The organism is Streptomyces caelestis (assembly GCF_014205255.1).
GTDB lineage: Bacteria > Actinomycetota > Actinomycetes > Streptomycetales > Streptomycetaceae > Streptomyces > Streptomyces caelestis.
In genome coordinates, this window is record NZ_JACHNE010000001.1 from 6,211,058 (window position 1) to 6,234,825 (window position 23,768).

The following is a 23,768-nucleotide window of genomic DNA, read 5'->3' on the forward strand; positions in this document are numbered from 1 at the left end:
AGCCGTCCACCAAGATCCACTTCGTGGGGGCGGTTGCGTGACCGTTGGCGCCGGAGGTGGTGCCGACATGAACGCACGCGGTGCGATGGGCAGGTACGGAGAGACCCTGGCGGCCCGGCGGCTGGCGGAGACCGGTCTGACGGTCCTGGAGCGCAACTGGCGCTCCGGCCGGACCGGTGAGATCGACATCGTGGCCAGGGACGGGGACGTCCTGGTCGTCTGCGAGGTGAAGACCCGCAGGGAGGGTCCCTTCGAGCATCCGATGGCCGCCGTGACCCCGCAGAAGGCGGAGCGGTTGCGGGACCTCGCCGAGCGGTGGATCCAGACGCACGGGGGCGCACCGCCCGGCGGGGTCCGCATCGACGTGGTCGGAGTGCTGCTGCCGGCTCGCGGCGCCGCCGTCGTCGAGCACGTGCGGGGGGTGGCCTGATGGCATTCGCCCGTACGTGTTCGGTGGCGCTGGTGGGCGTCGAGGGCGTGGTCGTCGAGGTCCAGGCCGACCTGGAGCCGGGCGTCGCGGCGTTCACGCTGGTCGGACTGCCCGACAAGAGCCTGACGGAGAGCCGGGACCGGGTGCGTGCCGCGGTCGTCAACTCGGGCGCGGCCTGGCCGCAGAAGAAACTCACGGTCGGCCTGAGCCCGGCCTCCGTCCCCAAGAGCGGCAGCGGCTTCGACCTGGCCGTCGCCGCGGCGGTCCTCGGCGCGGCCGAGCGTATCGACCCCCGGGTCCTCGCCGACATCGTGATGATCGGCGAACTGGGGCTGGACGGGCGGGTGCGGCCGGTGCGCGGGGTGTTGCCGGCGGTGCTGGCGGCGGCGGACGCGGGATATGAGCAGGTGGTCGTGCCGGAGTGTGCCGCCGTCGAGGCGTCCCTCGTGCCCGGGGTCTCCGTACTGGGCGTCCGGAGCCTGCGCCAGCTGATCGCCGTCCTGGCCGACGAACCCGTGCCGGACGAGGATCCGGACGAGCAGGGCCGCCCGGACCCGCTCCTCGCCGGCCTGCGCATGCCGGGCACGGGCGCCGCCACGGGCATGCACAGCGTCGGCGCGGCCCAGCACGAGCCCGGCCACGATCTGGCGGACGTCGTCGGGCAGATCTCGGCGCGCACGGCGGTGGAGGTGGCCGCGGCGGGCGGACACCACCTGTTCCTGGAAGGGCCGCCCGGCGCCGGCAAGACGATGCTCGCGGAGCGGCTGCCCGCCATCCTGCCCCGGCTCGGCCGGCAGGAGTCACTGGAGGTCACCGCGGTCCACTCGGTGGCGGGCCTGCTGCCCCCGGGCAAGCCCCTGATCGACGTCGCCCCCTACTGCGCCCCGCATCACTCGGCCACCATGCAGGCGCTCGTCGGCGGCGGCCCGGGCATCGCGCGGCCCGGCGCGGTGTCGCTGTCCCACCGGGGGGTCCTCTTCCTGGACGAGACGCCCGAGTTCAACAGCCAGGCCCTGGACGCCCTGCGCCAGCCGCTGGAGGCGGGGCATGTCGTCATCGCGCGCAGTGCGGGAGTCGTGCGTTTCCCGGCGAAGTTCCTGATGGTGCTCGCGGCCAACCCCTGCCCGTGCGGCCGGTTCTCGCAGCGGGACGACCTGTGCGAGTGCCCGCCCTCGGCGATCCGCCGCTACCAGGCCAGGCTCTCCGGCCCGCTGCTCGACCGGGTCGACCTGCGCGTCGAGGTGGACCGCGTCACCCGCACCGAGCTGACCGCCTCCGGGGCACGGGGCGAGTCCACCGCGACGGTCGCCGACCGGGTACGGGCGGCCCGGGAGCGGGCCACGGAGCGCCTCGCCGGCACGCCGTGGCGCACGAACAGCGAGGTACCGGGCCGCGAGCTGCGCAGCCGCTGGTACGCGGTGTCCGGGGCGATGGACGAGGCCGAGCGCCACCTGGAGCGGGGCGTCCTGACCGCCCGCGGCCTCGACCGTGTCCTGCGCGTGGCCTGGACCGTCGCCGATCTCGTCGGCCACGGCCGGCCCGACGCGACGGACGTCGCGCTCGCGCTCCAGTTGCGTACCGGCGTCCCGCGGGGTGTCCCCATGGCCATCGGAGCGCTGACGTGAGCGTCGCCGAGGAGCCGGACGAGGAGCTGCTCGCCCGGGTCCTTCTCACCCGTGTCATCGAGCCCGGCGACGAGGCCGGTGGGCGGTGGGTGCGGGAACTCGGAGTGCGGGGGCTGGCTCGCCGGCTGGCGGAGGGTGGGCGGCCCCTGGCCGGAGTGAGCGGGAAGCGGTGGAAGGGGCTGCTGGCCAGGGCCGAGGCGGCGCGGCCGCGTGAGGACCTCGCCGTCGCCCGGCAGGCCGGGGTGCGGTTCGTCGGCCCGGGGGACGCGGAGTGGCCGGGGCAGCTCGACGATCTCGGGGACGCCCGGCCGCTGGGGCTGTGGGTGCGTGGGCGGGCCAGTCTGCGGATGTGGGCGCTGAAGTCGGTGGCCGTCGTCGGCGCCCGCGCCTGCACCGAGTACGGGGCGCACATGGCGGCCACGCTCGCCGCCGGCCTCGCCGAGCAGGGCTGGGTCGTGGTGTCCGGCGGCGCCTACGGAGTCGACGGCGCCGCCCACCGCGGCGCCCTCGGCGCGGGCGGCGCCACCGTCGCCGTCCTCGCCTGCGGCGTCGACCGCCCCTACCCGCGCGGACACACCCAGCTGATCAGCAGGATCGCCGAACAGGGACTGGTCATCGGCGAGCTGCCCCCCGGCGAGCACCCGACACCGAGCCGGTTCATCCTGCGGAACCGGGTGATCGCGGCACTCACCCGCGGCACGGTGGTCGTCGAGGCCGCCCACCGGAGCGGCTCCCTGGTCACGGCACGGGCGGCACAGCGCCTCGGCCGGCACACCATGGGCGTGCCGGGCCCGGCCACCAGCGGGCTGTCCGCCGGGGTGCATGAGCTGCTGCGCGGGGAGGCGGCCCTGGTCACCGACGCCGCGGACGTCGTCGAGCTGGTCGGCGCCATCGGACAGCTGGCCCCCGACCGGCGCGGCCCCGTCCTGCCCCGGGACCTGCTGGAACCGGCCACCCGGCAGGTGCTCGCCGCGCTGCCGGGTGGCGGGGTGGCCCGGCCGGACGAGATCGCGCGCCGGGCACAGACCGCACAGGACGACGCGATCGCGAGACTGTACGAACTCCGAGCACTCGGTTACGTCGAACGACACGGCGACGGCTGGAAGTTGACACGCCAGGCGGTGATGTCGGTCCGCGGCGGTCCCGGGCCATGCTGACCGTGCGTGTTCGGCCGTCCGGGGGAACGCCGACATCCCTTGGAAATTCGCCCAGTTGGGGTTCTCCGGTGATCACACAGAGCGAGTCGGCCGACCCGATGGGACGCCCTCCGGAACGTATCTCCGCCCGCCTTGACCTCCGTCCTTCGCGCACCGCGACACCACAGTCACGCTACGCTCACGAGGATCCCGACACTGACAGGCAACTCGACATCAGACAGACAGCCCATCCCAGCAGCACCACTCCGCAGCAGAACGGCACAAGGCGACGAATGCCCCAGCACACCTCCGGGTCCGACCGGGCGGCGATCCCCCCAGCCGCCCGTGACGGTGGCAGCGTGCGGCCGCCCGCTCCCTCGACGCTCGACGAGCTGTGGCGGTCGTACAAGGCGACGGGGGACGAGCGGCTGCGGGAGCAGCTGATCCTGCACTACTCGCCGCTCGTGAAGTACGTCGCCGGCCGGGTCAGCGTGGGCCTGCCGTCCAATGTCGAGCAGGCGGACTTCGTCTCGTCCGGGGTGTTCGGGCTGATCGACGCGATCGAGAAGTTCGACATCGACCGCGAGATCAAGTTCGAGACGTACGCGATCACCCGGATCCGGGGCGCGATGATCGACGAGCTGCGGGCCCTGGACTGGATCCCCCGGTCGGTGCGGCAGAAGGCGCGCAACGTGGAGCGTGCCTACGCCACGCTGGAAGCGCGGCTGCGGCGGACGCCGACGGAGGGCGAGGTGGCCGGCGAGATGGGCATCGCGGTGGAGGAACTCCACGCGGTGTTCAGTCAGTTGTCGCTGGCCAACGTGGTGGCCCTGGAGGAGCTGCTGCACGGCGGGGGTGAGGGCGGCGACGGGCTGAGCGTCATGGACACGCTGGAGGACACCGCCGCCGACAACCCGGTGGAGGTCGCCGAGGACCGGGAACTCCGCAGGTTCCTCGCCCGGGCGATCAACACGCTGCCCGAGCGGGAGAAGACCGTGGTCACGCTGTACTACTACGAGGGGCTCACCCTGGCCGAGATCGGGAACGTGCTGGGCGTGACCGAGAGCCGGGTCAGCCAGATCCACACCAAGTCGGTGCTCCAGCTGAGAGCGAAACTGGCGAGCTTCGGCCGCTGACCTGGCCGGAAGACGACGGGCCGGCGGGAGCCTCTCCCGCCGGGACTGACGCGTCCGTAAAGTGGCTGACGTGCCAAGGATTCGAGCGGCCTCCGTGGCCGAGCACCGGTCGATGCAGCGAGCCGCCCTGCTGGACGCGGCTCGTGCCTTGTTGTCCGAGGGCGGTACGGAGGCGCTGACCTTCCCCGCCCTCGCCGAGCGGACAGGGCTCGCGCGCTCGTCCGTCTACGAGTACTTCCGGTCACGGGCGGCCGTGGTCGAGGAGCTGTGCGAGGTCGACTTTCCCGTCTGGGCCGCGGACGTGTCGGCGGCGATGGAGCGGGCGGGGTCGGCCGAGGCCAAGGTCGAGGCGTATGTGCGGCAGCAGCTGGAGCTGGTGGGGGACCGGCGGCACCGGGCCGTGGTGGCGATCTCGGCGAGTGAGCTGGACGCCGGGGCCAGGGAGAAGATCCGGGCGGCGCACGGCGGGCTGGTAGCGATGATCGTCGAGGCGCTGGGTGAGCTGGGGCATGAGCAGCCTCGACTGGCGGCGATGTTGTTGCAGGGGGTTGTGGACGCGGCGGTGCGGCGGATCGAGCTGGGGGCTGCGGAAGATCCAGGGGCGATTGCCGATGCCGCGGTGTCCATGGCCCTGCGGGGTGTGAGGGGCTGAGCCGCGTTGGCGCCGGGGCGGGTGGGTGCACAGCCCGGCGTAGCGGGGTGCCGCTGCTTGCCCGCAGCTAGGCGAGGTGCCGCTGCTTACCCGCAGCTAGGTAGCCCCGTAGACCGGCAGTAGTCGCGACGGCCCCCTGCGGAGCAGCCAAGGTGGCAGCAGTGACAGGGGGTTCAGATAGGTCTCGCCCCTGCGCAGCCCCCAGTGCACGCATGTGACCGGGCAGTGGGAGCCCGTCGCGTCCACCGTGCCGATCACCTCGCCGGGCTCCACCTCCTCGCCCTCCTCCACCGCCGCCGCGACCGGCTCGTAGGTCGTGCGCAGCGGTGGTTCGCCCGTCCCTGTCAGCTCCACCGAGACGACCCCCTTGCCGGCCACCCGGCCCGCGAAGGACACCCGGCCCGCCGCCACCGCCCGTACCGGCGTCCCCGGGGCTGCCGCCAGGTCCACGCCTCGGTGGCCGGGGCCGTAGGCCGTCGCCGGGGGTTCCCAGCCGCGGAGGAGCTGGGGGCGTAAGCCGACGGGCCAGGTGCGGCCGACCGTCGGCACGGTGACGTCCGCGACGGGTGCGTCCGCCGCGAACAGGGGCGGCGGAGGGGCCAGCAGGACGGCCGTCGTCATGACCAGCACCAGCACCAGGCGCGTACAAACAGGTACACATCGCTTCACTCGCATGCGGAAAGCGTCCCGGACCGCCGCCAGTCACGGCCCGTGGTTGTGGACCGCCGTCCGGTTGTGGACAACGGCGTCACCCGGTGCCCCGCGGGTCCCGTACACTTCTGGTGGCGATCCGGGTCACCGGGTCGACTTCGCACGCCCCGATACGCACCCCGGCAACGGGCCGTATCAGCGCCCCTCGGTCCCTCGTGGCACGGCGCGCAGCGGGCGTCAGGCGCGGAAGCCGTCCGGCATCCGCGGCACAACCGAGAAGCACAAGGAGATACGGCCATGGCCGTCGTCACGATGCGGGAGCTGCTGGAGAGCGGCGTCCACTTCGGTCACCAGACCCGTCGTTGGAACCCGAAGATGAAGCGCTTCATCTTCACGGAGCGCAACGGCATCTACATCATCGACCTGCTCCAGTCGCTGTCGTACATCGACCGCGCCTACGAGTTCGTCAAGGAGACCGTCGCCCACGGCGGCACGGTCATGTTCGTCGGCACGAAGAAGCAGGCGCAGGAGGCCATCGCCGAGCAGGCCACCCGCGTCGGCATGCCCTACGTCAACCAGCGCTGGCTGGGCGGCATGCTCACCAACTTCTCGACCGTCTACAAGCGTCTGCAGCGCCTCAAGGAGCTCGAGCAGATCGACTTCGAGGACGTCGCCGCGTCCGGTCTGACCAAGAAGGAGCTTCTCGTGCTCTCGCGCGAGAAGGCCAAGCTGGAGAAGACCCTCGGCGGTATCCGCGAGATGCAGAAGGTGCCCAGCGCCGTCTGGATCGTGGACACCAAGAAGGAGCACATCGCCGTTGGTGAGGCCCGGAAGCTGAACATTCCGGTCGTCGCGATCCTCGACACCAACTGCGACCCCGACGAGGTCGACTACAAGATCCCGGGCAACGACGACGCGATCCGCTCCGTCACCCTGCTCACCCGCGTCATCGCCGACGCCGTCGCCGAGGGCCTCATCTCCCGCAGCGGTGTCGCCACCGAGGGCAAGGGCGAGAAGGCCGCGGGCGAGCCGCTCGCCGAGTGGGAGCGCGACCTGCTCGAGGGCGAGAAGAAGGCCGACGAGGCTGCCCCCGCCGCTGAGGCTGAGGCCGCCCCCGCCGCTGAGGCCGCCCCGGCCGCCGAGGCTGCTCCGGCCGCTGAGGCCGCCCCCGCCGAGGCCGAGAAGCCGGCCGAGGGCGAGAAGGCCACCGAGGCCGAGCAGGCCTGACCCGTCAGCCCGAGTTGACGGCGGGAGCGGTACTGCCTCACTTGCGCCTTCGGCGCGGTGAAGTCCGCTCCCGCCGTTCACCCGTAGGTCAGCGGCAGGACAGGGCGCTCCGTCTCCATGGGAGCGCACCGCAGATCTTCGATCTTCCAGACTTCGAGAGAGATTCACAGACTCATGGCGAACTACACCGCCGCCGACGTCAAGAAGCTCCGTGAGCTCACGGGCGCCGGCATGATGGACTGCAAGAAGGCGCTGGACGAGGCCGAGGGCAACGTCGAGAAGGCCGTCGAGGCGCTCCGCATCAAGGGCCAGAAGGGCGTCGCCAAGCGCGAGGGCCGTTCCGCCGAGAACGGTGCCGTCGTCTCGATCATCGCCGACGACAACTCCTCCGGTGTCCTCGTCGAGCTGAAGTGCGAGACGGACTTCGTCGCCAAGGGCGAGAAGTTCCAGGCCGCGGCCACCGCCATCGCCGAGCACGTCGCCAAGACCTCCCCGGCCGACCTCGAGGCCCTGCTCGCCTCCGAGATCGAGGCCGGCAAGACCGTCCAGGCGTTCGTGGACGAGGCCAACGCCAACCTGGGCGAGAAGATCGTCCTGGACCGCTTCGCGCAGTTCGCCGACGGCTACGTGACGGCGTACATGCACCGCACGATGCCCGACCTGCCCCCGCAGATCGGTGTCCTCGTCGAGCTGGACAAGCCGAACGCGGAGATCGCCAAGGGCGTCGCCCAGCACATCGCCGCCTTCGCGCCGAAGTACCTCTCCAAGGAGGACGTCCCGGCCGAGGTCGTCGAGTCCGAGCGCCGCGTCGCCGAGGAGACCACCCGCGCCGAGGGCAAGCCCGAGGCCGCCCTGCCGAAGATCGTCGAGGGTCGCCTCAACGGCTTCTTCAAGGACGCCACGCTGCTCGGCCAGCCCTACGCGCTCGACAACAAGAAGTCCGTCCAGAAGGTCCTGGACGAGGCCGGTGTCACCCTGAAGCGCTTCACGCGCATCAAGGTCGGCATCTGAGTCCGTACCGCGATCGACGCCCGGCCCCGATAGGGTCGGCAGCAGTCGTCCGGGTACGCCGTCACAGGGGTGGCGGACGACAGCAGATCTGACGAGGAGGCCATTGCCGTATGGGATGCGAACCACGCCCCACCGGCAATGGCCTTCTTCGTATGTGCACCACGTGAAAGAGGCGGGATCCCCCATGACCACCAAGGCCCAGAAGAGCGACGACGGCAAAGTACGCGGCCGGTTTCTGCTGAAGCTGTCCGGAGAGGCCTTCTCCGGCGGTGGCGGCCTGGGCGTCGACCCCGACGTGGTGCACAAGATCGCCCGCGAGATCGCGGCCGTCGTGCGCGACGGTGCGCAGATCGCGGTCGTCATCGGCGGCGGCAACTTCTTCCGCGGTGCCGAGCTCCAGCAGCGCGGCATGGACCGGGCCCGCTCCGACTACATGGGCATGCTCGGCACGGTCATGAACTGCCTGGCCCTCCAGGACTTCCTGGAGAAGGTGGGAGTGGACTGCCGGGTGCAGACCGCCATCACCATGGGCCAGGTCGCCGAGCCGTACATCCCGCTGCGCGCCGTGCGGCACCTGGAGAAGGGTCGTGTGGTCATCTTCGGTGCCGGTATGGGCATGCCGTACTTCTCCACGGACACCACCGCCGCCCAGCGCGCCCTGGAGATCGACGCCGAGGCGCTGCTCATGGGCAAGAACGGCGTGGACGGGGTCTACGACTCCGACCCGAAGACCAACCCGGACGCGGTGAAGTTCGACCATCTCGGGTACGGGGAGGTCATCACGCGCGATCTGAAGGTCGCCGACGCCACGGCTGTGACGCTGTGCCGCGACAACAAGCTCCCGATCGTGGTCTTCGAGCTGCTGGCGGAGGGCAACATCGGACGCGCCGTCAAGGGTGAGAAGATCGGCACGCTGGTGGGGGACCCCGGCAGCCGGGACTGATACCCCGAGAACAACCCCGTCCGGGGGACGGACGGGACGGAGCCGGGCCGGGGGATGGACAATGTCCTGCCGGTCGGGAACCGTGCAGGAAGAAGACGCGACGCAGCCGGCCGCCGCCCCACATGGAACCGCAGCCGGGCCTACTCAAGACACGCAGGAGCAAGTGGTGATCGAAGAGACCCTCCTCGAGGCCGAGGAGAAGATGGAGAAGGCCGTCGTGGTCGCCAAGGAGGACTTCGCCGCGATCCGCACCGGCCGTGCGCACCCGGCGATGTTCAACAAGATCGTGGCCGACTACTACGGTGCGCCGACCCCGATCAACCAGCTGGCCTCGTTCTCGGTGCCCGAGCCGCGCATGGCCGTGGTGACCCCGTTCGACAAGAGCGCGCTGCGCAACATCGAGCAGGCCATCCGCGACTCGGACCTGGGCGTCAACCCGAGCAACGACGGCAACATCATCCGGGTGGTGTTCCCCGAGCTGACCGAGGAGCGCCGCCGCGAGTACATCAAGGTCGCCAAGAGCAAGGGTGAGGACGCCAAGGTCTCCATCCGCTCCGTGCGCCGCAAGGCCAAGGACGCCATCGACAAGCTGATCAAGGACGGCGAGGTCGGCGAGGACGAGGGCCGCCGTGCGGAGAAGGAGCTCGACGACACCACCGCGAAGTACGTCGCGCAGGTGGACGAGCTCCTGAAGCACAAGGAAGCGGAGCTGCTCGAGGTCTGATGAACGACTCTTCCTGGGGGGCGCCGCCACAGGCCGGGTACTGGGGGCCCACCGACCAAAGGCATGGCCAGGGGCACGCCCACAGCCCTGGCCATGGGCACGTCCAGGGAGCCGCTCCGGCGGGTCCCGCATACGATGCGCATGACGCGCCTCAGACTCGCCCCATGCCCATCGTGCCCGACGTAGCCGCATACGGCGGAAACCAGGATGACGACCGGGGGGCCGCTCGGCTGAGCGGCTCCCCGGTCCGAAACGAGATGAATCCGGAGCCCATGCCCGACGCCGCAGAGCCGGCACCCAAGCCGCAGAAGAAGAGCGCGGGTCGCGACCTGAGTGCCGCGATAGGGGTCGGCGTCGGGCTCGGCGCGGTGATCGTCGCGTCGTTGTTCGTCGTCAAGGCCGTGTTCGTCGGCGTGATCGCGGTCGCCGTCGTGGTCGGCTTGTGGGAGCTGACCAAGCGGCTGGAGGAACGCAAGGGCATCCGGGCGCCCCTCGTGCCGCTCGCGCTCGGCGGTGCCGCGATGGTCGTCGCCGGGTACGTCAGGGGCGCCGAGGGCGCCTGGGTCGCCATGGCGCTCACGGCCCTGGCCGTGCTGGTGTGGCGCATGACGGAACCGCCCGAGAACTACCTCAGGGACGTCACGGCGGGCGTCTTCGCGGCGTTCTACGTGCCGTTCCTGGCGACTTTCGTCGCGATGATGCTGACGGCGGGCGACGGTCCGCAGCGGGTGCTCACGTTCCTGCTTCTCACGGTCGTCAGCGACACCGGCGCCTACGCCGTCGGCTGGCGCTTCGGCCGTCACAAGCTCGCGCCGCGCATCAGTCCCGGCAAGACCCGCGAGGGACTGCTCGGCGCGATCGCCTTCGCCATGGTGGCGGGGGCGCTGTGCCTGGAGTTCCTCATCGACGGCGGTGCCTGGTGGCAGGGCCTGGTGCTCGGTCTCGCGGTCGCGGTCAGCGCCACGCTCGGCGACCTCGGCGAGTCCATGATCAAGCGGGATCTCGGCATCAAGGACATGGGCACGCTGCTGCCGGGGCACGGCGGCATCATGGACCGGCTGGACTCGCTGCTGCCCACGGCTCCGGTGGTGTGGCTGCTGCTCGTGCTCTTCGTCGGGTCCGGCTGAGGCGATACGGCTTTTACGGCCGTCACGGCTTTTGTGGCCTTTGCGGCTTTTGCAGCGAGCTCCCGTCCGAGGGTCGGCGGGGGCTCGCTGTTGTTGTGCGCAGGTGCCTGCCGCGTCACCAAGTGGGACGATTCAGGTGTACGCCGCAAAGGGGGACATCATGTCCAGCATTCGACAGACCATCGATGTCGACCGGCGACCCGAGGACGTCTACGACTACGCCACGGACGCCCTGCGGCTGCCGGAGTGGCAGCTGAGCGCCGTGTCCGCGGAACGCCTCGACGAGGGGCCGGTCGGAGTCGGCTCCCGGATGCGGGTCATCCGGCACGTCGGCCGCCGGGTCATGCCGATGACCATGGAGGTCACGGAGTACGACCCGCCGCACAGCTGGGGCATGCGGGGTGTCGACGGCCCCGTACGGGCGCGAGTGCACGGCGAGGTCGAGCCGTTCGACGAGGGCCGGCGCTCCCATGTGACGATCGAGGTCGACTTCGAGGGCCACGGTGTCGGCAAGATCCTCGTCCCGCTCGTCGTACGTCCCCAGGTCCGCAAGGAACTTCCCCGCAACGAACAGCTCCTCAAGGACCGGCTGGAGCACACGGGCGAGTAGGGGCTGCTGGGCCTTGCCCTGCGTGCCTGTCGGGGCCGATGGTCAACCCCGGAGGTAGTGGTGTCAGGCGCGCCGGGTGACGACGGCGTACGCCTCGTGCTCGAACCGGGCGGCCTGCTCGGGGGTGAGGGCCCTTTCGGCTGCCGTGCGAGCGTTGTGGGCGAGCATCCGCGCTTCCTGCTCGCCACGACGTACCGGCAGCCCGAGGTGATGGGCAGCCCTCCGTAGGTGTGTGCGCATTCCGGGTCATTCTTGATCCCTTCTTCGCGGGTCGTCCCCGCGTCCCAGCGTGCACCCTGCGGTGCGACAGGCGGTCGGGCCGGTGGGTGGCCGGGGTGTCGGGTTGCTGCTGCCGGAGCGCTCAGGCAGCAGCAACCCCGTCGTCAGGCGAGAAACACGCCCGTGTGCCGGCCGTCGGCCGATCGCTCCTCGTCGCCGCGCAGGAGGATCACGAAGTCCGCGGCGACCTCACCGCCGTGATGAACGCTGGGCCCCGGGAACCCCGGGAACCCTCTGGGCCCCGCGTTGTACCAAGTCACGCACCCGTTGCTGGGCCGCCCGAGGGCCGCCAACAGCGACCAGCGATGGCCGTCGACGACCACCCTGCGATGCGGCCGTCGCAGGTCAGTCGACGCTCCGTCGGCGCGGGAACACCTCGGCATCATCGATCACGCCGAGCTGTATCCGGCACTCGGCGGGAGCGCCACGATCTACCGCATGGTCACAATGGTGAGCGCGTTCGCGTCTACCTGCACAGGCGCACCGGCTCGATTGCGGCACTCTTCAGCATATTTGCCCGCATCCGCGCGGATGGAGTATTTAAAACCTGCTTTGCGTTGTAACCGTCCATAGTCTCGACTTTGCAACCAGTAATGGGGATCACCGTGATCCTCATCGCACAAGTAGGAGACCTCATGCGCAAGCTTCAGAGGGCGTTCGTCGTGGTCGCCATGCTCGGATCGGTCGGCCTCATCGGCGCGGGCACCGCTCAGGCCAACAACACGACGGACCCGAAGGACCCGAAGGACCCGCACCCGTGCACCAGCAGCACGGCCAACGGTGGCGAGGGCGGCGCGGGCGGCTCGGCGACCGCCAACGCGAACGACATCAACCAGTTCATAATCTTCGTCGGTGACCAGACGGACAGCACCAACACCCAGACGAACGAGGTCAACGTTTCCGCCACCGGGGGCGACGGGGGTCAGGGCGGCGACGCCACAGCAACCTGCGGCGAACTGCCGGGTGACTCGGACAGTTGACCGGGGTCACTGCCACAACCCGTTGCCCTGGCGTTAACGGGACTTGGTGATCGAGCGGTTGGGGCTCTGATGGGCCTCATCCTCGGTTGATGCAGGAAGGCAGGGCCTCCTGGTAGCTCGGGATTGCCAATCCAGTCGAGCGGCACCAGGAGGCCCTGCCGCATTCCGCGATCAACAATGTCCTACGGCTGACCGTCGTGCGAGCCTTCGGCCGCAGGTCACGAGATTTGATCTGCGACACTGGTACAGCCATGCCTAAGCCCGGAGAACTCACATTCGTCGCCCCGCGCGGAGCCAAGAAGCCGCCGCGGCACCTCGCCGACCTCACGCCCGCCGAGCGCAAGGAGGCCGTCGCCTCCATCGGTGAGAAGCCGTTTCGTGCCAAGCAGCTCTCTCAGCACTACTTCGCGCGGTACGCGCACGACCCGGAGCAGTGGACCGACATCCCGGCCGGTGCCCGCGGCAGACTCCAGGAGGCCTTGCTTCCCGAGCTGATGACGGTCGTCCGGCATCTGTCGACCGACCAGGGCACCACGCGCAAGACGCTGTGGCGGCTGTTCGACGGGACGCTCGTCGAGTCGGTGCTCATGCGGTATCCGGACCGGGTGACCATGTGCATCAGCAGCCAGGCCGGGTGCGGCATGAACTGCCCGTTCTGCGCGACCGGACAGGCGGGTCTGGACCGGAACCTGTCCACCGCCGAGATCGTGCACCAGATCGTGGACGGGATGCGGGCCCTGCGCGACGGGGAGGTTCCCGGAGGCCCCGCGCGGCTCAGCAACATCGTGTTCATGGGTATGGGCGAGCCTCTCGCCAACTACAACCGGGTCGTGGGAGCCATCCGCCGGCTCACCGAACCCGAGCCCGACGGGCTGGGGCTGTCGCAGCGGGGGATCACCGTCTCGACGGTCGGCCTCGTCCCGGCCATCAGCCGCTTCACCGACGAGGGCTTCAAGTGCCGCCTCGCCATCTCGCTGCACGCCCCCGACGACGAGCTGCGCGACACCCTCGTCCCCGTGAACACGCGGTGGAAGGTGCGCGAGGTGCTCGACGCCGGGTTCGAGTACACGGCGAAGTCGGGGCGGCGTCTGTCCATCGAGTACGCGCTGATCCGGGACATCAACGACCAGGCGTGGCGAGGTGACCGGCTCGGACGGATGCTCAAGGGCAGGCCGGTGCACGTCAACCTGATCCCGCTCAACCCCACACCCGGCTCGAAGTGGACCGCCTCGCGGCCCGAGGACGAGAAGGCGTTCGTGGAGGCGATCGCCGCGCATGGTGTGCCGGTGACGATTCGGGACACCCGTGGGCAGGAGATCGACGGGGCGTGTGGTCAGCTCGCCGCGACCGAGCGGTAGTCTGACCGGCGTAAGTACGTTGTAAGTACATCTGCATATTCCGACAGGGGAGCGCCACAGCGCTGAGAGTGCGGCACCGGCCGCAGACCCTCTGAACCTCGCCCAGGTCATTCTGGGTAGGGAGATCGGTCGTCACTCGAGCTGTTGCGCCCTGCTCGGGACACCCGCCAGGGGTCCCGGGCAGGGCCGCGTCTCTTCCTGGTCACTCCAGGAGGGATCCAGTGAGCATCACCAAGAAGCGGCTGACGGCGGTGGCCGTCGGCCTCGGCATGGTCGGCGGCCTGGCCGCGTGCGGGTCGTCCGGCGGCGACCAGGGGGCCGGCGGCGACTCGAAGACCGTGACCCTCGTCAGCCACGACTCCTGGGCCGCGTCCAAGAGCGTCATCGCCGCCTTCGAGAAGAAGTCCGGCTACAAGGTCAGGGTCCTCAAGGACGGCGACGCCGGACAGGCCGTCAACAAGGCGATCCTGACCAAGGACAACCCACAGGGCGACGTCTTCTTCGGCGTCGACAACACTCTGCTGTCCCGCGCCCTCGACAACGGCCTGTTCCAGCCGTACGAGGCGGAGGGCTCCGACCGGATCGCGCCGGAGTACCGGGCCGACCAGGACAAGCACCGGGTCACGCCCGTCGACACCGGCGACATCTGCGTCAACTACGACAAGAAGTACTTCGCCGACCACAAGCTCGACCCGCCGCGGAGCTTCGACGACCTGGTCAAGCCCCAGTACAAGAATCTCCTGGTCACCGAGAACGCCTCCACCTCCTCGCCCGGCCTGGGCTTCCTGCTGGGCACCGCCGCGAAGTACGGCGACGAGGGCTGGCAGGACTACTGGAAGAAGCTCAAGGCCAACGGCGTGAAGGTCGTCGACGGCTGGGAGCAGGCCTACAACGAGGAGTTCTCCGGCTCGGCCAGCGGCAAGAAGGCCAAGGGGGACCGGCCGCTCGTGGTGTCGTACGCCTCCTCGCCGCCCGTCGAGGTCGTCTACGCCGACCCGAAGCCCACCACGGCACCGACCGGTGTCGCGCAGGGCACCTGCTTCCGGCAGGTCGAGTACGCCGGGCTGCTGAGCAACGCGAAGAACACCAAGGGCGGCAAGGCGTTCCTCGACTTCCTGATCAGCGAGCGGTTCCAGGAGGACATGCCGCTCAACATGTACGTGTACCCGGTGCGCGAGGGCGCCCAGGTGCCGCCGGACTTCGTGAAGTACGGGCCTCAGGCGAAGGACCCGGAGACCATGGACCCGGCGAAGATCGCCGACCACCGTGATCAGTGGGTCAAGTCGTGGACCTCGCTCGTACTGAGGTAACCGAAGCAGCCGTCCGCAAGGACCGGCGCGGGAGCGCGGCGCGGCTCGGGCTCATCGCCGTGCCCGTCGCGTTCTTCGCGGTCTTCTTCGCCTACCCCGTCGCCGCGATCGTCGCGCGCGGCCTGAAGGTCGACGGAGTCTGGCAGCTCGGGCGGATCGGGGAGGTGCTGGCGCAGTCCGACGTCCGGCACGTCCTGTGGTTCACCACTTGGCAGGCGATCGTCTCGACGGCGCTCACGCTGCTGATCGCGCTGCCCGGCGCGTACGTCTTCGCGCGCTTCGACTTCCCCGGCAAGCAGGTCCTGCGGGCGGTGGTGACCGTGCCGTTCGTGCTGCCGACGGTCGTCGTCGGTACGGCCTTCCTGGCGCTGGTCGGGCGGGGCGGGCTGCTGGACGAGCTGTGGGGCGTGCGGATGGACACCACCGTGTGGGCGATCCTGCTCGCGCACGTCTTCTTCAACTACGCGGTCGTCGTACGCACCGTCGGCGGGCTCTGGGCGCAGCTCGACCCGCGGCAGGAGGAGGCCGCGCGGATGCTCGGCGCGTCGCCGCTGCGGGCCTGGCGGCAGGTCACGCTGCCGGCGCTCGGGCCCGCCGTGGCCGCCGCCGCGCTCATGGTCTTCCTGTTCACCTTCACCTCCTTCGGTGTCGTCCAGATCCTCGGCGGGCCCACCTTCTCGACCCTGGAGGTGGAGATCTACCGGCAGACGTCGGAGATCTTCGACCTGTCCACGGCGGCCGTGCTGACCTTGATCCAGTTCGTCGCGGTGGGCGCCATCCTCGCCCTGCACGCCTGGACCGTACGGCGGCGGGAGACCGCGCTGCGCCTGGTGGATCCGTCCGTGACCGCGCGCCGGCCGCGCGGCACCGGGCAGTGGGCGCTGCTGGGCGGGGTACTCGTCACCGTCGTCGTGCTGCTCCTGCTGCCGCTCGCCGTGCTGGTGCAGCGGTCCCTGGACGCGCCCGGCTTCGGCTACTACCGGGCCCTGACCAGGGACGACGGCGGGGTGTTCCTCGTGGCGCCGATCGAGGCGATCGGCAATTCCCTGGCGTACGCCGTCGCCGCCACCCTCATCGCCGTGCTGATCGGCGGCCTCGCCTCCGTCGCGCTCACCCGCCGGGACGCCGGGCGGTTCGTGCGCGGCTTCGACGCGCTGCTGATGCTGCCGCTCGGGGTGTCCGCGGTGACCGTCGGCTTCGGGTTCCTGATCGCCCTGGACGAGCCTCCGCTGGATCTGAGGTCCACGTGGATCCTGGTGCCGCTCGCGCAGGCGCTGGTGGGTGTGCCGTTCGTCGTGCGGACGATGCTGCCCGTGCTGCGGGCGGTGGACGCGCGGTTGCGGGAGGCGGCCTCGGTGCTGGGGGCCTCGCCCTGGCGGGTGTGGCGCGAGGTGGATCTGCCGATCGTGCGGCGGGCGCTGCTGATCGCGGCAGGGTTCGCCTTCGCGGTGTCGCTCGGGGAGTTCGGGGCGACGGTGTTCATCGCGCGTCCCGACAACCCGACGCTGCCGGTGGCCGTGGCCCGGCTGCTGGGGCGGCCCGGGGAGCTCAACTACGGCCAGGCGATGGCCCTTTCGACGATTCTGATGGTGGTGTGCGCCGTGGCGCTGCTGGTGCTGGAGAGGCTTCGCACCGACCGGACCGGGGAGTTCTGATGCTGCTGGCTCTGCAGGGCGCGACGGTCCGTTTCGGCGGGCGCGCGGTGCTGGACGCCGTCGATCTGGAGGTCGCCGAGCACGAGATCGTGTGCGTGCTCGGGCCCAGCGGCAGCGGCAAGTCGACGCTGCTGCGGGTGGTGGCGGGGCTTCAGCCGCTCGACTCCGGGCGGGTGTCGCTCGACGGGCGCGACCAGGCGGGCGTGCCCGCGCACCGGCGCGGGGTCGGGCTGATGTTCCAGGACCACCAGTTGTTCCCACAGCGGGACGTGGGCGGCAACGTCGTCTTCGGGCTGCGTATGCACGGGGCGTCGAAGCGGCAACAGGGCGAGCGCGTACAGGAGTTGCTGGATCTGGTCGGCCTGCCGGGCGCATCCCGCCGGGCCGTCGCGGCGCTGTCCGGCGGGGAGCAGCAGCGGGTGGCGCTGGCCCGGGCCCTGGCGCCGAGCCCCCGGCTGCTGATGCTGGACGAGCCGCTGGGGCAGCTCGACCGGTCGCTCAGGGAGCGTCTGGTCGTCGAACTGAGGGAACTCTTCGGCCGGTTGGGCACGACCGTGCTCGCCGTGACGCACGACCAGGGGGAGGCCTTCGCGCTGGCCGACCGGGTCGTGGTGATGCGGGACGGGCGGATCGCCCAGTCCGGTACGCCTCTTGAGGTGTGGCAGCGGCCGGCGGACGCGTTCGTGGCCCGCTTCCTCGGCTTCGAGAACGTCGTCGAGGCGACGGTCGGCGCGGAGGCCGCGGACACGCCGTGGGGCAAGGTGCCGGTGCCGGAGGGCGCCCCGCAGGGCACGCGGACCCTGCTCGTGCGGCCCTCCGGTGTGCGCCTGGTGCCCGCCGGCACGGGCCTGCGCTGCACGGTGACCGCGCGCACCTTCAAGGGCACCCATGTCGCCGTCCACCTCCAGCCGGAGGACGCCCCGCGTCTGGAGGCGGCATGCGCGCTGCGGGCGGCGCCGGAGACCGGGGACGAGGTCGGGGTGGAGTTCGACGCGGCCGAAATCGCCGTGCTCGACTGACCGGACCAGCCCTAGTGTGCGAGGCATGACGCTACTCGCACACGACCGCTACTGCGACGAAATCGCCCACCAGGTCGCTCGGTTGAGGTCCGTGGTGACGTCCGGCGCCGAGCTGTCCGGCACCGTGCCGACCTGCCCGGACTGGTCGCTGGAGGACCTGGTCCGGCACATGGGCGGCGCCCTGCGCTGGGTGGAGTTCATCGTGCGGACCCGGGCCGAGGAGGAGGTGCCCGAGGAGCGGGTGCCGGGCCTCGCCGGACCCGCAACCCGGGGCGACGCCGCCGTACTGGACGCATGGCTGGCGGAGGGCGGCGAGCAGGTCGTCGCCGCGCTGCGGGAGGCCGGACCGGACACGAAGGTGTGGAGCTGGGCGGGGATCCTCAACTCCGGGTTCTGGGCCCGCCGGATGACGCACGAGATCACCGTGCACCGCGCGGACGCCACGCTCGCCGCCGGACTGCCCTACGAGGTCGCGCCCGACGTGGCCGCCGACGCGATCGACGAGTGGCTCCAGATCGTCGAGTACGTGCAGCGGACGGCGCCGCACGACGCGGCGCGGGAACTGCGCGGCCCGGGCCGCAGCATCCACCTGCATGCCACCGACACCGGCGCCGATCCGAAGGCCGAGCGAAGCGAGATGAGGGTCCCCCCGTCCGAAGGGTGGGGGAGGGTCATCGAACTCACTGAAGCCGGCGTCACCTGGCGCCGGGGCCACGAGAAGGCCACCGTCGCCCTGCGCGGGCCGCTCACCTCCGTGCTGCTCGCGTTCTACCGCCGGCTGCCGCTGGACGCCCCTGAGTTGGAAGTGCTGGGGGAGCGGGAGCTGCTGGAGTTCTGGCTGGAGCGGGCGACCTTCGGGTAGGGCCGGGAACAGGCGATGGCCCGCCCCCACGAAGGGGACGGGCCACCACCGGCCGTGATGCGCGGGCGTCAGCTGTCGCTGCTGCTCGCCCCACGACGGCGCATGCCGAAGAACACCGCGCCGCCGCCGACGACGACCAGGGCCGCCGCGATGCCGGCGATGATGCCGGTGTTGGAGTCGGCACCGGTCTCGGCGAGGTTGGAGTCACCGGCCGCGGGCGCGGGCGCGTTGCCCGCCGGCGTCGTGCTCTCGCTCTCCGACGGCGCCGGAGCCGGGGTGTCGGCCGGGGTCTCGGTCTCCTCGGCCGGCTTCGAGGGGGAGGCCGACGGGGTCGGCGTGGCCGGCGGGGTCGCCGGGGGCTCCTCCTCCTTCTTGCAGGCGGTGGCCGGGGTGACGAGGTTCGGCTTGATGTCCTCGTCGACGTACGGAGTGGCCTTGACGTGGATGCGGTACTCCGCGTTCGGCTTCCAGTCCTCGGTGAAGGTGATGGTGGTGCCCTCGCGCGAGCCCTTGACCACCTGCTCGCCGACCTTCTTGGCGTCGGCGCCGTTGTTCTGCAGGTACACGGTGACCGTCGCCGGGACGCCGGCGGGGTCCACGTCGGTGACCGTGATGACGCCCTTGTCGCCGTCGCACTTCGCCTCGGCAGAGAACTCGTTGATGTTGCAGGCGAGCGCGTTGCCGGCGGCACCGAGCGCGAGCGCGGCCGATGCGGAGGCGACACCGAGGATCCGCACGGAACGTGCGACGGTACGGCGCGAAGCCGTACGGCGGGATACGGACAGAACTGCCACGTTTGTCCTTTACAGGATGCGTAAATGCGGGGGGTGGAGGCGATGCTGACGGAACATCAGCACTACCGGGAGGCTCACAGGTCTATAAGCACCGCATAAGTAGTGTCAACGCATATGCAGCCTGCAAGCACTTGCTTTGCCAGCTTATTAACCGCCGAGACGTTTCAACGCCTCCGGCGCCTCCTCGATCCGCTCCACCAGCGCGATCCGCGCCTCCATCGAACGGCCCCTGGCCAGCGACTGCAGCAGCGGCCACGCCGGCAGTTTCTCGGTCCAGTGCGCGCGGTTCACGAGCACCATGGGCGTCGGCTCGCCCCGCGACTCGTAGTAGTTGGGCGTCGCGTTGTCGAAGATCTCCTGTACGGTGCCGGCGGCCCCCGGCAGGAACACCACGCCGGCGTTGCACCGGGCCAGCAGGCCGTCCTCGCGGGTGGCGTTGGCGAAGTACTTGGCGATGTGCGACGCGAAGGCGTTCGGCGGCTCGTGGCCGTAGAACCAGGTCGGGATCCCCACGGAACGCCCGCCGTGCGGCCAGCGCGCGCGTATCTCGAAGGCGGCCGTCGCCCACTGGGTGATCGACGGCGTGAAGTGCGGTGCCTTGGAGAGCAGTTCGAGCGACTCGGTGAGCATCTCGTCGCCGAACGGGGCGGCGTGGGCGCCGAGGTTCGCGGCCTCCATCGCGCCCGGGCCGCCGCCGGTGGCGACCGTGAAACCGGCACGGGCCAGCTCCCGGCCGAGCCGCGCCGCCCCCGCGTACTCCTGCGTGCCACGGGCCATCGCGTGGCCGCCCATCACGCCCACGACCCGGGCGCTGGACAGGAGTTCGTCGAGGGCGTCCGAGACGGAGTCGTCGTGGACCGCGCGCAGCATGGAGGCGTGGATGTCCCCGTCCGCCTTCGTGCGCTGGAACCAGGCGTAGGCCTGGGCGTCGGGCGTGGCCTCGTAGCCGTCCGCCAGTGACTCGAAGAGCTCGTCCGGCGAGTAGACGTGGCCGCGGTACGGGTCGAAGGGCAGGTCCGGGACCGGCGGGAAGACCAGGGCGCCGTCCGTGCGGATCTTCGCGGCGGCCTCCTCGCGCATCGCGCAGCCGAGGAAGACGGCGCCCGCCGTCTCCGTGGTGAGCAGTTCGCGCGTACGGTCCGTCAGGTCGACGGCCTGGACACGGTGACCGGCGAGCGTGCCGCGCGCCGAGACGGTCGCGTCGAACTCCTCCAGCGTCTCGATCTCACGGTCGTCGTGGTGGGCCGCATGGGCGGGCATCGTCTGCACCCGCCCATGCTGGCACAGCCATGTCTCAGCCCTCGACTGCCGACGGGTCCATCCACACGACCTCGAAGGTGTGGCCGTCCAGGTCGTCGAAGGCGCGGCCGTACATGAAGCCGTGGTCCTGGGTCTCGCCGGAGACCGAGCCGCCGGCCGCGACGGCCTTCTCGACCAGTTCGTCGACCTTCTCGCGGCTTTCGGCGCTCAGCGCGATGAGCACCTCGCTGGTCTTCCTCGAGTCCGCGATCTCCTTCTTGGTGAACTGGGCGTACTTCTCCTTGGTGAGCAGCATCACGACGATGGTGTCGCTGATCACGACCGAGGCGGCCGTGTCGTCGCTGAACTGCTCGTTGATCGAGTAGCCGAGCTGCGTGAAGAACTTCCTCGAGGCGTCGAGGTCGCTGACGCACAGGTTCACGAAGATCATCTGCTGGTACATGCCGGGTCTCTCCCATCGGTTCCGTGTCGTTACGTGGGGACAGACCTGGGGCCGGTGCGGAACTCATCGCCGTACGGAGATTTTTCCGTACGAGTTTTTCAGCGGACCTCAGCCGGCTTCAGCGGGCCAGCGGCAGCGCCGCCAGTTCGGCGACCGTCACGGTCAGCGGGCCGAACAGGGCGAGCAGCGCGCCCGCGCGAAGGGCGGCGGCACCGCGCAGCATCGTCGCGGGGGCGCCGAGCCGCAGCAGTGCGGCGGTGGTCTCGGCGCGGGCCTGCCGGGCCTCGACGGCCGCCGTGAGGAGCGTCGCCACGGTGCAGCCGGTCACCAGCAGCACGCCGAGCGTGGTGAGCGGACCGAGCGACAGCCCGTCCGGGGCGTGCAGCAGCGCCATGGCGTACGCGGCCGCCAGCACCGCGCAGACCACGCCCAGGGGGCGGCCGATCCGGCCGGCCTCCGCCATGAGGATCCGGCCGGCCAGGAGCCGGAGGGCGCCGGGGCGGGCCGACTGGAGCAGCCGTCCGCACAGATGGGTCACGCCCGGACCGGCCAGGGCCAGGCCGGCGGCGGCCAGCGCCCAGCCCGCCAGGACGCCGGGGGAGGCGCCGGAGAAGGTGAGGTCGGGGGGCGCGGGGGCGGTACGGCTCGTGTACGTCTCCACGGCGAGACCCGCGGCCAGGAGGGTGATGCCCCAGGGGAGACCGGAGGGCGCGGAGGTCGGGGCGTCGTCGGGCAGGGGGATGTCCGGCAGGGCCGCGTCGGAAGCGGCGGGATCGTCGGCGCCGTCGGGTGCCGCGGCGTGCCGGGCCGAGTGCCGCGGGACGTTCCCGCCCGCGTGCGCGGCGCTCCCGGCCGGGATCACGGCGCTCACGGCGAGGGGTGTCTCCGTCTGAGGGCCGGACTGCTCGGCGGGGTCCTCGACCGCGCTCACCGTGCTCCCGGCGCCCCGGGCGGTCGAGCCCGTGGCCGCGGCCGGGACGGACGCGCCCGCCCGCGCCGGCGGCGGCCCGCCGTTCGGCCCGGCCGACCCGTTGGGCCCGGCCGAGGCGGTGGGTTCGGCGGGCCCGGCGGCACGACCGTCCGTGGGCCGGACGATCTGCCGGCCGAAACGGCCGTACGTCCCGGCCGGCCGGGACGGGGCCGGGCCCGTCTCCCTCGGGCGCAGCGCCACCGCCACCGCCACCGACGCGGCTGCGGGCACGATCGCGAGCAGCGTCAGGGTGCCCGGCAGCGGCAGCGGCCGGCCCGCCGCGAGGGACTCGGCGGCCGCGCCGTCGAAGGGCATGCCCGTCAGGTCACCGCGCAGGTGCAGGAAGAACAGCAGCGCCAGCATCGAGCCCAGCGTGCAGGACAGGGCCGTCGTCGTCGCCGAGACGGCCATCAGGCGCAGCGGGCCGAGGCCGATCGCGGACAGGCCGGGGCGGGGCTTGGTACCCGGGTCGGTACGGGCCACCGCGACCGCGAAGTACACGGTGGCGGCCAGGGGAGCCAGGCACCAGGCCAGGCGCAGCAGGGCGGTGCCGGTGGAGCCGGGGTGGCCCAGCGCGTAGCCCAGGGTGCAGAGCAACAGGAAGCCCGTCCCCGTTGAGGCCGCCGCGACCAGGAGGCGGCGCAGCTGGACGGCGGGGTGGGCGCCGCGGGTCAGACGGAGAGCGAGCACGCGGCCCGGCCTTCCGTCTCGGTGGGCTCGGCGACCGGCGGCAGGTGCACCGTCTGCACGCGCCGTCCGTCGAGCAGGGACACCGTGCGGTCGGCGAGCGCCGCGGTCTCCGCGTCGTGCGTGGCCAGGACGACCGTGATGCCGTGGGAGCGGGCCGCCGTGGTGAGGGTGCGCAGCACGTGGGCGCGGTCGGCACGGTGCAGGGGTGCTGTGGGCTCGTCGGCGAACAGGACCGACGGGGCGGGGGCGAGGGCGCGGGCGATGCACACCCGCTGCCGCTCGGCCTGCACCAGCTGGTGCGGGCGCTTGCGGGCGCCCTCGCCGATGTCCAGGCGCTCCAGCCATTCCATGGCCGCGGTCTTGGCGCGGCGCCGGCTGGTGCCGCGCAGCATCAGCGGCAGGGCGGCGTTCTCCCAGGCGTTGAGCTCCGGGACCAGCGAGGGGGCCGGGTCGATCCAGCCGAAGCGGTCGCGGCGCAGCCGTTCGCGGGTGAGGGGGCCCATGGTGTGCACGGGCACGCTGTTGAACCAGACCTCGCCGCGCCGGACGGGCGCCAGGCCGGACAGGCAGCGCAGCAGGGTCGTCTTGCCGCTGCCGCGCGGGCCGCTGACGGCGAGGATCTCGCCCTCCCGGACGCCGAGCGAGATGCCGCTGAGCGCGGGGGAGCCGTCGTCGTGCTGGAAGTGCAGGGCGCGTGCCCAGAGCACGTCGTTGTCAGGCGGGGCCTCCATGGGCGTACACCTCGGTTCAGATCCGTAGTTCCCGTGCCATCCCCCGTGCGGGGGAACGAAGGCAGGGCCGATCGGTCACTGGGCACGCTAGGCAGAAGGCGGCTTGACGCCGGACAGCACGCGGCCCCGGGCCGCCGTTTCTCACT

General features: G+C 71.3%; 25 protein-coding genes. 17 read left to right on the forward strand and 8 right to left on the reverse strand.

What is annotated here, in order from left to right; all coding sequences use genetic code 11:
* Positions 1-37: 37 nt before the first annotated feature.
* The 5 genes from HDA41_RS28620 to HDA41_RS28640 all read left to right on the forward strand — a co-directional run bounded on the left by HDA41_RS28620 (position 38) and on the right by HDA41_RS28640 (position 4,979).
* On the forward strand, positions 38-430 hold the full coding sequence (locus HDA41_RS28620; RefSeq protein ID WP_184988753.1) for a YraN family protein: 393 nt from the start codon (positions 38-40) through the stop codon (positions 428-430).
* On the forward strand, positions 430-2,055 hold the full coding sequence (locus HDA41_RS28625) for a YifB family Mg chelatase-like AAA ATPase (protein ID WP_184988756.1): 1,626 nt from the start codon (positions 430-432) through the stop codon (positions 2,053-2,055). The genes HDA41_RS28620 and HDA41_RS28625 overlap by 1 nt, the downstream gene beginning before the upstream one ends.
* On the forward strand, positions 2,052-3,212 hold the full coding sequence (gene dprA, locus HDA41_RS28630; RefSeq protein ID WP_184988759.1) for a DNA-processing protein DprA: 1,161 nt from the start codon (positions 2,052-2,054) through the stop codon (positions 3,210-3,212). The genes HDA41_RS28625 and dprA overlap by 4 nt, the downstream gene beginning before the upstream one ends.
* 272 nt (positions 3,213-3,484) lie before the next feature.
* On the forward strand, positions 3,485-4,327 hold the full coding sequence (whiG, locus tag HDA41_RS28635; RefSeq protein ID WP_086843182.1) for an RNA polymerase sigma factor WhiG: 843 nt from the start codon (positions 3,485-3,487) through the stop codon (positions 4,325-4,327).
* Positions 4,328-4,421: 94 nt separating this feature from the next.
* Positions 4,422-4,979, forward strand: a complete 558-nt coding sequence (locus HDA41_RS28640; protein WP_184993799.1) for a TetR/AcrR family transcriptional regulator — start codon at positions 4,422-4,424, stop codon at positions 4,977-4,979.
* 96 nt (positions 4,980-5,075) lie between these two features.
* Here HDA41_RS28640 and HDA41_RS28645 read toward each other — a convergent pair whose 3' ends face one another.
* Entirely contained in the window at positions 5,076-5,654 is a 579-nt protein-coding gene (locus HDA41_RS28645; RefSeq protein ID WP_184988762.1) for a peptidoglycan DD-metalloendopeptidase family protein, read from the reverse strand.
* A 273-nt stretch (positions 5,655-5,927) separates the two neighbouring features.
* Between HDA41_RS28645 and rpsB the strand changes: the two genes are divergently transcribed.
* From rpsB to HDA41_RS28675, 6 genes are all read left to right on the forward strand, one after another.
* Positions 5,928-6,857 carry a 30S ribosomal protein S2 gene (gene rpsB / locus HDA41_RS28650; RefSeq protein ID WP_184988765.1) on the forward strand — a complete coding sequence of 310 codons (930 nt, stop codon included), beginning with the start codon at positions 5,928-5,930 and terminating at the stop codon, positions 6,855-6,857.
* A gap of 174 nt (positions 6,858-7,031) precedes the next feature.
* Entirely contained in the window at positions 7,032-7,868 is an 837-nt protein-coding gene (gene tsf / locus HDA41_RS28655) for a translation elongation factor Ts (protein ID WP_184988768.1), read from the forward strand.
* 184 nt (positions 7,869-8,052) lie between these two features.
* Positions 8,053-8,811 (forward strand): UMP kinase, encoded by a 759-nt coding sequence (pyrH, locus tag HDA41_RS28660; RefSeq protein WP_010044452.1) that lies wholly within the window; start codon positions 8,053-8,055, stop codon positions 8,809-8,811.
* A gap of 166 nt (positions 8,812-8,977) precedes the next feature.
* Positions 8,978-9,535 (forward strand): ribosome recycling factor, encoded by a 558-nt coding sequence (gene frr / locus HDA41_RS28665; protein WP_031120910.1) that lies wholly within the window; start codon positions 8,978-8,980, stop codon positions 9,533-9,535.
* Positions 9,535-10,662, forward strand: a complete 1,128-nt coding sequence (locus HDA41_RS28670; RefSeq protein WP_184988771.1) for a phosphatidate cytidylyltransferase — start codon at positions 9,535-9,537, stop codon at positions 10,660-10,662. The genes frr and HDA41_RS28670 overlap by 1 nt, the downstream gene beginning before the upstream one ends.
* A 160-nt stretch (positions 10,663-10,822) precedes the next feature.
* On the forward strand, positions 10,823-11,272 hold the full coding sequence (locus HDA41_RS28675) for an SRPBCC family protein (protein WP_184988774.1): 450 nt from the start codon (positions 10,823-10,825) through the stop codon (positions 11,270-11,272).
* A 63-nt stretch (positions 11,273-11,335) separates the two neighbouring features.
* Here HDA41_RS28675 and HDA41_RS28680 read toward each other — a convergent pair whose 3' ends face one another.
* Positions 11,336-11,512, reverse strand: a complete 177-nt coding sequence (locus tag HDA41_RS28680; protein WP_184988776.1) for a hypothetical protein — start codon at positions 11,510-11,512, stop codon at positions 11,336-11,338.
* A gap of 143 nt (positions 11,513-11,655) precedes the next feature.
* Positions 11,656-11,811, reverse strand: a complete 156-nt coding sequence (locus HDA41_RS28685) for a hypothetical protein (RefSeq protein WP_184988778.1) — start codon at positions 11,809-11,811, stop codon at positions 11,656-11,658.
* A gap of 375 nt (positions 11,812-12,186) precedes the next feature.
* On the opposite strand from HDA41_RS28685, the gene HDA41_RS28690 reads away from it, so the two are divergent.
* The 6 genes from HDA41_RS28690 (at position 12,187) to HDA41_RS28715 (ending at position 18,735) form a co-directional block, all read left to right on the forward strand.
* Positions 12,187-12,531: a hypothetical protein gene (locus tag HDA41_RS28690; RefSeq protein WP_184994197.1), complete on the forward strand. Its 345-nt coding sequence runs from the start codon at positions 12,187-12,189 to the stop codon at positions 12,529-12,531.
* 251 nt (positions 12,532-12,782) lie between these two features.
* On the forward strand, positions 12,783-13,889 hold the full coding sequence (gene rlmN / locus HDA41_RS28695; RefSeq protein WP_184988780.1) for a dual-specificity RNA methyltransferase RlmN: 1,107 nt from the start codon (positions 12,783-12,785) through the stop codon (positions 13,887-13,889).
* A gap of 221 nt (positions 13,890-14,110) precedes the next feature.
* Complete coding sequence (locus HDA41_RS28700) at positions 14,111-15,199, forward strand: thiamine ABC transporter substrate-binding protein (protein WP_184988783.1); 1,089 nt, start codon at positions 14,111-14,113, stop codon at positions 15,197-15,199.
* A complete protein-coding gene (locus HDA41_RS28705; RefSeq protein ID WP_184988785.1) occupies positions 15,175-16,854 on the forward strand; it encodes an ABC transporter permease in 1,680 nt (559 codons plus the stop codon). The genes HDA41_RS28700 and HDA41_RS28705 overlap by 25 nt, the downstream gene beginning before the upstream one ends.
* Positions 16,854-17,873 carry an ABC transporter ATP-binding protein gene (locus HDA41_RS28710; RefSeq protein ID WP_184988787.1) on the forward strand — a complete coding sequence of 340 codons (1,020 nt, stop codon included), beginning with the start codon at positions 16,854-16,856 and terminating at the stop codon, positions 17,871-17,873. Before HDA41_RS28705 ends, HDA41_RS28710 begins: the two co-directional genes overlap by 1 nt.
* A gap of 25 nt (positions 17,874-17,898) precedes the next feature.
* On the forward strand, positions 17,899-18,735 hold the full coding sequence (locus HDA41_RS28715) for a maleylpyruvate isomerase family mycothiol-dependent enzyme (protein ID WP_184988790.1): 837 nt from the start codon (positions 17,899-17,901) through the stop codon (positions 18,733-18,735).
* Between the two features lie 68 nt (positions 18,736-18,803).
* On the opposite strand, the gene HDA41_RS28720 is transcribed toward HDA41_RS28715, so the two are convergent.
* The 5 genes from HDA41_RS28720 to HDA41_RS28740 form a co-directional block, all read right to left on the reverse strand.
* Positions 18,804-19,529 carry an LAETG motif-containing sortase-dependent surface protein gene (locus HDA41_RS28720; RefSeq protein WP_184988793.1) on the reverse strand — a complete coding sequence of 242 codons (726 nt, stop codon included), beginning with the start codon at positions 19,527-19,529 and terminating at the stop codon, positions 18,804-18,806.
* Positions 19,530-19,676: 147 nt separating this feature from the next.
* On the reverse strand, positions 19,677-20,798 hold the full coding sequence (locus HDA41_RS28725; RefSeq protein WP_184988796.1) for an LOG family protein: 1,122 nt from the start codon (positions 20,796-20,798) through the stop codon (positions 19,677-19,679).
* Positions 20,799-20,823: 25 nt separating this feature from the next.
* Positions 20,824-21,231, reverse strand: a complete 408-nt coding sequence (locus HDA41_RS28730; RefSeq protein ID WP_184988799.1) for a VOC family protein — start codon at positions 21,229-21,231, stop codon at positions 20,824-20,826.
* Positions 21,232-21,349: 118 nt separating this feature from the next.
* A complete protein-coding gene (locus tag HDA41_RS28735) occupies positions 21,350-22,891 on the reverse strand; it encodes a hypothetical protein (protein ID WP_184988802.1) in 1,542 nt (513 codons plus the stop codon).
* Positions 22,873-23,622, reverse strand: coding sequence for an ABC transporter ATP-binding protein (locus HDA41_RS28740; protein WP_184988805.1), 750 nt, complete (start codon positions 23,620-23,622; stop codon positions 22,873-22,875). Before HDA41_RS28740 ends, HDA41_RS28735 begins: the two co-directional genes overlap by 19 nt.
* Positions 23,623-23,768: the final 146 nt, after the last annotated feature.

Excerpts from the sequence above, each read along its gene's own strand:
- HDA41_RS28625 (WP_184988756.1), top strand. The coding sequence starts at position 430 with ATGGCATTCGCCCGTACGTGTTCGGTGGCGCTGGTGGGCGTCGAGGGC.
- whiG (WP_086843182.1), top strand. The coding sequence starts at position 3,485 with ATGCCCCAGCACACCTCCGGGTCCGACCGGGCGGCGATCCCCCCAGCC.
- HDA41_RS28645 (WP_184988762.1), bottom strand. The coding sequence starts at position 5,654 with ATGCGAGTGAAGCGATGTGTACCTGTTTGTACGCGCCTGGTGCTGGTG.
- rpsB (WP_184988765.1), top strand. The coding sequence starts at position 5,928 with ATGGCCGTCGTCACGATGCGGGAGCTGCTGGAGAGCGGCGTCCACTTC.
- tsf (WP_184988768.1), top strand. The coding sequence starts at position 7,032 with ATGGCGAACTACACCGCCGCCGACGTCAAGAAGCTCCGTGAGCTCACG.
- pyrH (WP_010044452.1), top strand. The coding sequence starts at position 8,053 with ATGACCACCAAGGCCCAGAAGAGCGACGACGGCAAAGTACGCGGCCGG.
- HDA41_RS28670 (WP_184988771.1), top strand. The coding sequence starts at position 9,535 with ATGAACGACTCTTCCTGGGGGGCGCCGCCACAGGCCGGGTACTGGGGG.
- HDA41_RS28675 (WP_184988774.1), top strand. The coding sequence starts at position 10,823 with ATGTCCAGCATTCGACAGACCATCGATGTCGACCGGCGACCCGAGGAC.
- HDA41_RS28680 (WP_184988776.1), bottom strand. The coding sequence starts at position 11,512 with ATGCGCACACACCTACGGAGGGCTGCCCATCACCTCGGGCTGCCGGTA.
- HDA41_RS28690 (WP_184994197.1), top strand. The coding sequence starts at position 12,187 with ATGCGCAAGCTTCAGAGGGCGTTCGTCGTGGTCGCCATGCTCGGATCG.
- rlmN (WP_184988780.1), top strand. The coding sequence starts at position 12,783 with ATGCCTAAGCCCGGAGAACTCACATTCGTCGCCCCGCGCGGAGCCAAG.
- HDA41_RS28710 (WP_184988787.1), top strand. The coding sequence starts at position 16,854 with ATGCTGCTGGCTCTGCAGGGCGCGACGGTCCGTTTCGGCGGGCGCGCG.
- HDA41_RS28715 (WP_184988790.1), top strand. The coding sequence starts at position 17,899 with ATGACGCTACTCGCACACGACCGCTACTGCGACGAAATCGCCCACCAG.
- HDA41_RS28730 (WP_184988799.1), bottom strand. The coding sequence starts at position 21,231 with ATGTACCAGCAGATGATCTTCGTGAACCTGTGCGTCAGCGACCTCGAC.
- HDA41_RS28740 (WP_184988805.1), bottom strand. The coding sequence starts at position 23,622 with ATGGAGGCCCCGCCTGACAACGACGTGCTCTGGGCACGCGCCCTGCAC.